The sequence below is a fragment of the Sphaerochaeta sp. genome, from assembly GCF_050178175.1.
In the GTDB taxonomy this organism is placed as follows: domain Bacteria; phylum Spirochaetota; class Spirochaetia; order Sphaerochaetales; family Sphaerochaetaceae; genus Sphaerochaeta.
Map to the genome: position 1 here is coordinate 1 of NZ_JBFXGH010000131.1, position 5,579 is coordinate 5,579.

At 42.3% G+C, this 5,579-nt stretch carries 7 protein-coding genes; 4 read left to right on the forward strand and 3 right to left on the reverse strand.

Translation table 11 applies throughout. From position 1 onward, the window contains the following. Positions 1-175 (reverse strand): helix-turn-helix domain-containing protein (locus tag AB7S66_RS10970; protein ID WP_428519964.1); only part of this gene is annotated, 175 nt, incomplete at its 3' end. Positions 176-403: 228 nt separating this feature from the next. On the opposite strand from AB7S66_RS10970, the gene AB7S66_RS10975 reads away from it, so the two are divergent. After that, on the forward strand, positions 404-1,450 hold the full coding sequence (locus tag AB7S66_RS10975; RefSeq protein WP_428519955.1) for a helix-turn-helix domain-containing protein: 1,047 nt from the start codon (positions 404-406) through the stop codon (positions 1,448-1,450). A 122-nt stretch (positions 1,451-1,572) separates the two neighbouring features. Further along, positions 1,573-1,905, forward strand: coding sequence for a helix-turn-helix domain-containing protein (locus tag AB7S66_RS10980; protein ID WP_428519957.1), 333 nt, complete (start codon positions 1,573-1,575; stop codon positions 1,903-1,905). A 40-nt stretch (positions 1,906-1,945) separates the two neighbouring features. Here the strand turns inward: AB7S66_RS10980 and AB7S66_RS10985 are convergent, their stop codons facing one another. Further along, positions 1,946-2,815 (reverse strand): nucleotidyl transferase AbiEii/AbiGii toxin family protein, encoded by an 870-nt coding sequence (locus AB7S66_RS10985; protein ID WP_428519959.1) that lies wholly within the window; start codon positions 2,813-2,815, stop codon positions 1,946-1,948. Beyond that, on the reverse strand, positions 2,812-3,393 hold the full coding sequence (locus AB7S66_RS10990; RefSeq protein WP_319757071.1) for a type IV toxin-antitoxin system AbiEi family antitoxin domain-containing protein: 582 nt from the start codon (positions 3,391-3,393) through the stop codon (positions 2,812-2,814). Before AB7S66_RS10990 ends, AB7S66_RS10985 begins: the two co-directional genes overlap by 4 nt. A gap of 446 nt (positions 3,394-3,839) precedes the next feature. Between AB7S66_RS10990 and AB7S66_RS10995 the strand changes: the two genes are divergently transcribed. Together AB7S66_RS10995 and AB7S66_RS11000 are read left to right on the forward strand one after the other, a co-directional pair. After that, complete coding sequence (locus tag AB7S66_RS10995; RefSeq protein ID WP_320122202.1) at positions 3,840-4,175, forward strand: helix-turn-helix domain-containing protein; 336 nt, start codon at positions 3,840-3,842, stop codon at positions 4,173-4,175. A gap of 8 nt (positions 4,176-4,183) precedes the next feature. Beyond that, positions 4,184-4,936: an ImmA/IrrE family metallo-endopeptidase gene (locus AB7S66_RS11000; RefSeq protein WP_428519962.1), complete on the forward strand. Its 753-nt coding sequence runs from the start codon at positions 4,184-4,186 to the stop codon at positions 4,934-4,936. Positions 4,937-5,579: the final 643 nt, after the last annotated feature.

Genomic DNA, 5,579 nt, shown 5'->3' on the forward strand with positions numbered 1-5,579 from the left:
CGGAGAATCCAGAGGCAAGGGCAATGTCGTTTACGTTCATGGTATTCTTCAGCAACAGGGTTTGCGCATAGTGAACCCGTGTCTTATGGATGCAAGAGGAAATGGTCATGCCGTAGGATTGGTGGAAGATTTTTCTCAGGAGATGTCGATTGAGTACTGAAGACTTGGTACTTATACCCTATGGACTTACCACCCTTCGTGTTGCTGCATTCCCTGCCTTGTATTGAATACTACAGCACCCGGGATACGTAACAGTACATGATACCTCAAGGGCTGAGAGCGCAGTCTCAGTGACTGATTGTCACCTGTTGGTCTCAAGTAACAAGCTCAACAGAAATTCTACTCTAATGGTTTACGTTTTTGTAATAAAGTAGTATTATATAAACCAAAGGAGAAGCCTATCATGTTTGGAGAACGATTTGGACGTGCTCGCTCTGCTTCCGGATTATCAATGAAGGAACTTGGAGACAGCGTTGGTGTCAGTGCAAATATGATCAAAAAATATGAACATGGAGAAAGCATGCCTTCCTCTCCAGTGCTCATTCGTCTTGCAAAAACTCTAGGGGTAAAAAGTGAGTACTTTTTTCGACCAAATACGATAGTACTGGGTGAGATACAGTATAGGAAAAGAGCATCCCTTCCAAAGAAGACATTACACAAGATAGAAGCTGAAGTATTAGATCAAGCAGAACGCTGGATGGAGCTCAAGAACCTCTGGCCAAACTTTCCGATTGATTCACCTAATTTGGACCTACCGGTAAATATGCTGCATACCTATGAAGATGTAGAAATGTATGCAAATACCATCCGTGAGAAATGGGGACTTGGGCCACAAAGCATTACTGATCTTACGGCTCTTCTGGAAGAACATGGGTATATAGTCATCATGATTTCATATGCGAGTGAAGGCATGTGCGATGGATTACAAGCAGTAATTGAGGACATGCCAATCATTGTGTGCCAAAACAATGGGGATGGAACACGCCAACGATTCACGATGGCACATGAACTTGCACATCATCTTTTATCAGGTTTGTTGGATAGCAATCTTGATGAAGAGCACTGTTGCCATCGTTTTGCAGGAGCCCTTCTTCTTCCACTCGACTCACTTAAGAGAGAGATTGGAGAGAAAAGGCATACCTTGGAGATAGCTGAGCTCTACCATCTGAAACATCGTTACGGGATCAGCATGCAAGCTTGTATAAGAAGGGCTTTCGATACAGGGATCATATCGCAAACTGAATACACGAAGGTATGTAAATTATTTTCCTCAAGAGGTTGGAGAAAACAAGAACCGGGAGAACCATACCAACTGGAAAAGACTTCCCTCTTTACCAGACTCGTGTATCGTGCTCTTGGAGAACACCTCATTGGAGAATCGAAAGCTGCAGAATTACTGGGAAAGAACTTGATGGAGTTCCATGCGGATAGGTTCATGAGAAAAGAGTGATGTAAAAATTTGAGAACCAATAACGTTCAATATTACAGACTATATACTCAATTTGTTTCTATAATTAAACATTAACCTGTCAGTTCATTCACAACTCGATAGAAAGAACCTACACTTTTTCTATGGGACAGAAAACGATCACGCTGTTACCCTCAGCACAGCGAAGACTCACTCAGATGGGTGAACAGATAAAACTAGCCAGACTACGAAGAGAACTCCCTGTAACCCTGGTTGCAGAGAGGGCGGGGATCAGCCGGGCAACACTCTGGGCAATCGAGAAGGGCTCACCTTCCGTCTCGATGGGAGCATATGTACAAGTACTCCTTGCCATCGGTCTTGTTGATGATTTGCTTCTCATTGCCAAGGATGATGTACTGGGGAGAACACTTCAGGATATGAAGCTTCCCGTAGGCAAGCGCGCAACCAAGAGGAAGCCTCATGACAAACACGATTGAAGACCTTGTGCCCGGTAATTGATGATGCAGATCACTAGGTTCATGCAATTCTCAGGAACTCCCGGGTAATGGAGGTAAAGAATGCTTCATCCCATAGTTCAAGAGAATTGGTGGTATGAAGAAACGGAATAACATCCTCTTTGATCCCTCTGTAGTCAACAGCAGCAAACCGTTCATTAAGCAGGCTTAAAAGGGTTTCATATGAAAGCAACTGGCTTCCTTGCCAATGCCCTGATTGCCTCATACGTGCTTCTAGATGTGTGATATTTACAGGAATTTGATTCTGAAGATACCATACGTAGTCATAGAAATCTCTTCCCTTATCCCTGGATTTCCAGTTTCTACAGAGGAGAGCATGCAACTTTCCGGCAAAGAGAGAAGGTTTATCATAGAGATATACTGAATATGGTTGCGGTAATAGTCGATATTTTCTTTCATATGCTGCACCAATGGGCGGATTGCTGTCTATCTCTATCTTGATTTTAATCAATTCATTACTTGGCACACCCGAAATGGGAGGAGAAAGAGCAGCAATTTGTAGTAGATGAATGAGGGTATTTCCTTTCAAAAATGCCGACTGAATATTCGTAGGTTGCATTTTGACTTTCTGAACCGCCTCCATTTCAAACCCATATGAATTTAAGCCACGCTCAAGGAAGGGAAGATACCTCCCCAAAGAAAAATCTACATTTTTATTCTTCAATGAAAAATCCAAATCTTCAGAATAACGATCCAACCCATAAAATATTCTCAATGCTGTTCCCCCATAGAAAGCTGCATGAGCAAAGAAATCTGTCTGCGAAAGGACTTGTAAGACCACTTCCTGAACAATTTCCTTCAAAGCATTAACCGAATCTCTAGGAGCATTAACATGATAGAATTCCAGCATCTTCTCTATTTCTTTCTTCATATATGTTCCTTCCATCGTAACAAGGTCTGCAAGGTAGTACTGTGATACAGAGGGACCAAGGAAGCCATCATCTCCCAATCAAGTGCATGTACTTGGTCTTCAGAAAGCCGCAAATCATCAAACAACAAATCTTGGATAGCTTTTTTATCCTGAATCTTGCGAATTTTATAGAGTGTATCAAGCAATGCTTTCTCCGGTGTTGCCAGACGAAACCCATGGCCTTGCTCCTGGGCTGGCTCCAACGCCCAAGGGAAGACAGATTCAGGTATATACAAGAAACTATATCGTCCGAATGGAGTCTCATAGTGTTTTTCCTTGTTCAAGCGAAACCCTGCGCTTTTCATCTCATACACCCTTTCAGGTATCATCTGATGATATGCCAGCGCTGTTTCAAAGGAGATATAGCTCGGACTATAGATCATACCACCAACAGGGAAATGTGGATCAGAAAGGCTATCAGCATACACTCCACGGACAATCTGAATTATCTCACCCTTTTTTATCATTTGAGTGAGTTTTGCCTTCGGGGAGGCATATGAGGACAGCTCATACATCACATACTCCCGTGTTTTTAACACTACCTTATCTCCTATAAGTATGATTATATCATACTTTACGGAGGTAGAAACCATAATTTGGATACTATTCTGAAAAAAGTACTATCAAGCAGATAGAGTAGCCCTTGAATGTGAAGCTGCTGACAATACGCAAAGTAATTTTCCCCTTCTACACTGACAATACGCAGAGTATCGACTCACTTCACCCCGACACATGGGTGGCTGCCTCCCCTTTTCGTTTAAGCAAGGCACTGACAGTTGTGTGGCGACCTAAGAAGTAATACCAACTCAATCCAGAGGGAGACTCCCTAGGCTCTTGAATACATGAAAGTTGATAGCCAATAGCTGTCTATATGCCATGTCTACAACCTTCATTTGTCATATTTATGAAAATATTTATATACACTTTTATGACATTCAGTGGTATACTAATGGTACCAACACTTGGATTGGGGAGGAAGTAGGAAATGACAATCGATATGGATTCAATCGGAAAACGACTGCAAGAACTACGATTACAATCAGGATTGAAGCAAAAACATATTGCTGATTATCTTGGCGTTGATCAGAGCTTAATCGCAAGATTCGAAAGTGGCGACCGAGGAATGACCACAAGTACACTTGAAAAACTCGCTACATTGTATTGTTGTCCTGTAAGCACAATCCTATCTGGGGAACCGTGTGATTCTTCAATACAATTCTCTTTCAGAGCAAATGATATGAACACAGAAGATTTGGAGGCATTGGCAGCAATCAATGCTGTTGTATTGAACCAAATGGCGATGGATGACATAGACAGGTGAGTACGCAGATGGACAAAATGAAACTAAGAACACAGGCAGAACAAATACGAAAGCATGTAGGAGAGGATTCAACATCTCCCATTGATATCTTTTCCCTGGTCAGGGGAATTCCTACAGTAACCTTGTTAATATACCCTTTTGGTGAACATATCAGCGGGGCCTGTATAAAAAGTCCTACATCAGCAGTTATCGCCATTAATTCAACACAAACACTCGGAAGACAACGATTCTCGCTTGCTCATGAAATCTATCACTATTTCTTCAACCAAACCAAACATACCACCATTTGCCCCACAGCAATTGACTCTGGAGATATTGAGGAGAGAAATGCTGACAGATTCGCATCCTACCTCCTTGTTCCCCCTGTAGCACTTGCCGAACAGACTGCAGCACTACAGGAAAATGCCAGAGGCACCATTACCGTCAACGATGTGGTCAGACTTGAACAGCATTTCCAGGTCAGCAGGAAAGCCATGTTATTTCGCCTGCGTGAAGAAAAACTCATTTCGCTTGCTCAATCCAGAACAATGGAACAAAACGTCAAACAATCTGCATTGAACCTAGGTTATGAACTAACACTCTATGAACCAAGGCCAAAAGATAAGCAAAAAACAACATTGGGATATTACATTGAGAAAGTACAGAAGCTGTATGAAGAAAATAAAATATCAACAGGAAAGTATGAATCCTATCTCCTCGATGCTTTCAGAGAAGACATAGTATTTGGACTTGAAAGCTCTGAGGAAGAATATGTTGACTAACCCCATTTTCTTTGACACGGACCACTTGTCAGCATTCTTTTGGGTCAGGCAGGAACACATACTCCAAACACTCTACCCAGGAAGGCTGGTGATTCCCCATGAGACGTATACAGAGTTATCAAGGGTATCTCATCTCAAGGCGCAAGCAGATGGGATGATCAGCAGGGGTTGGTTACATCTTGAGAATATCTTGGTGGCTTCTCATGAATTCCATATTTTCTCCCGGCTAACCACTCTTCAAAAAGGACATGTAGCCATAGGTGACGGAGAGGCAGCATGCATTGCCTTGGCCATTACCCACAATGGGACCTTGGCTAGCAACAATATGAGAGATGTTGCCCAATACGTAAGGCAATACAACCTGACACATATTACAACGGCGAGTATTCTGAAGGATGCACTTGGTCAAAATGTAATCACAGAACAACAAGGCAATGCTCTTTGGAAATCCATGATGGCAAAGCGTCGAAAACTACCCAATACAACCTTCTCAGAGTATCTTTCTTCTCATTAGAAGCCATACTTGAATGGTTCATACATAGTTGCTGTCTCATAGTTTCGCCTTGTTTTTGGCTCAGTCTATCAAGCGGCTAAAGTAGCGCTTGAAAGTGAATCTACTGACAATACGCAGAGTAATTTTCAC

Excerpts from the sequence above, each read along its gene's own strand:
- AB7S66_RS10975 (WP_428519955.1), top strand. The coding sequence starts at position 404 with ATGTTTGGAGAACGATTTGGACGTGCTCGCTCTGCTTCCGGATTATCA.
- AB7S66_RS10980 (WP_428519957.1), top strand. The coding sequence starts at position 1,573 with ATGGGACAGAAAACGATCACGCTGTTACCCTCAGCACAGCGAAGACTC.
- AB7S66_RS10985 (WP_428519959.1), bottom strand. The coding sequence starts at position 2,815 with ATGAAGAAAGAAATAGAGAAGATGCTGGAATTCTATCATGTTAATGCT.
- AB7S66_RS10995 (WP_320122202.1), top strand. The coding sequence starts at position 3,840 with ATGACAATCGATATGGATTCAATCGGAAAACGACTGCAAGAACTACGA.
- AB7S66_RS11000 (WP_428519962.1), top strand. The coding sequence starts at position 4,184 with ATGGACAAAATGAAACTAAGAACACAGGCAGAACAAATACGAAAGCAT.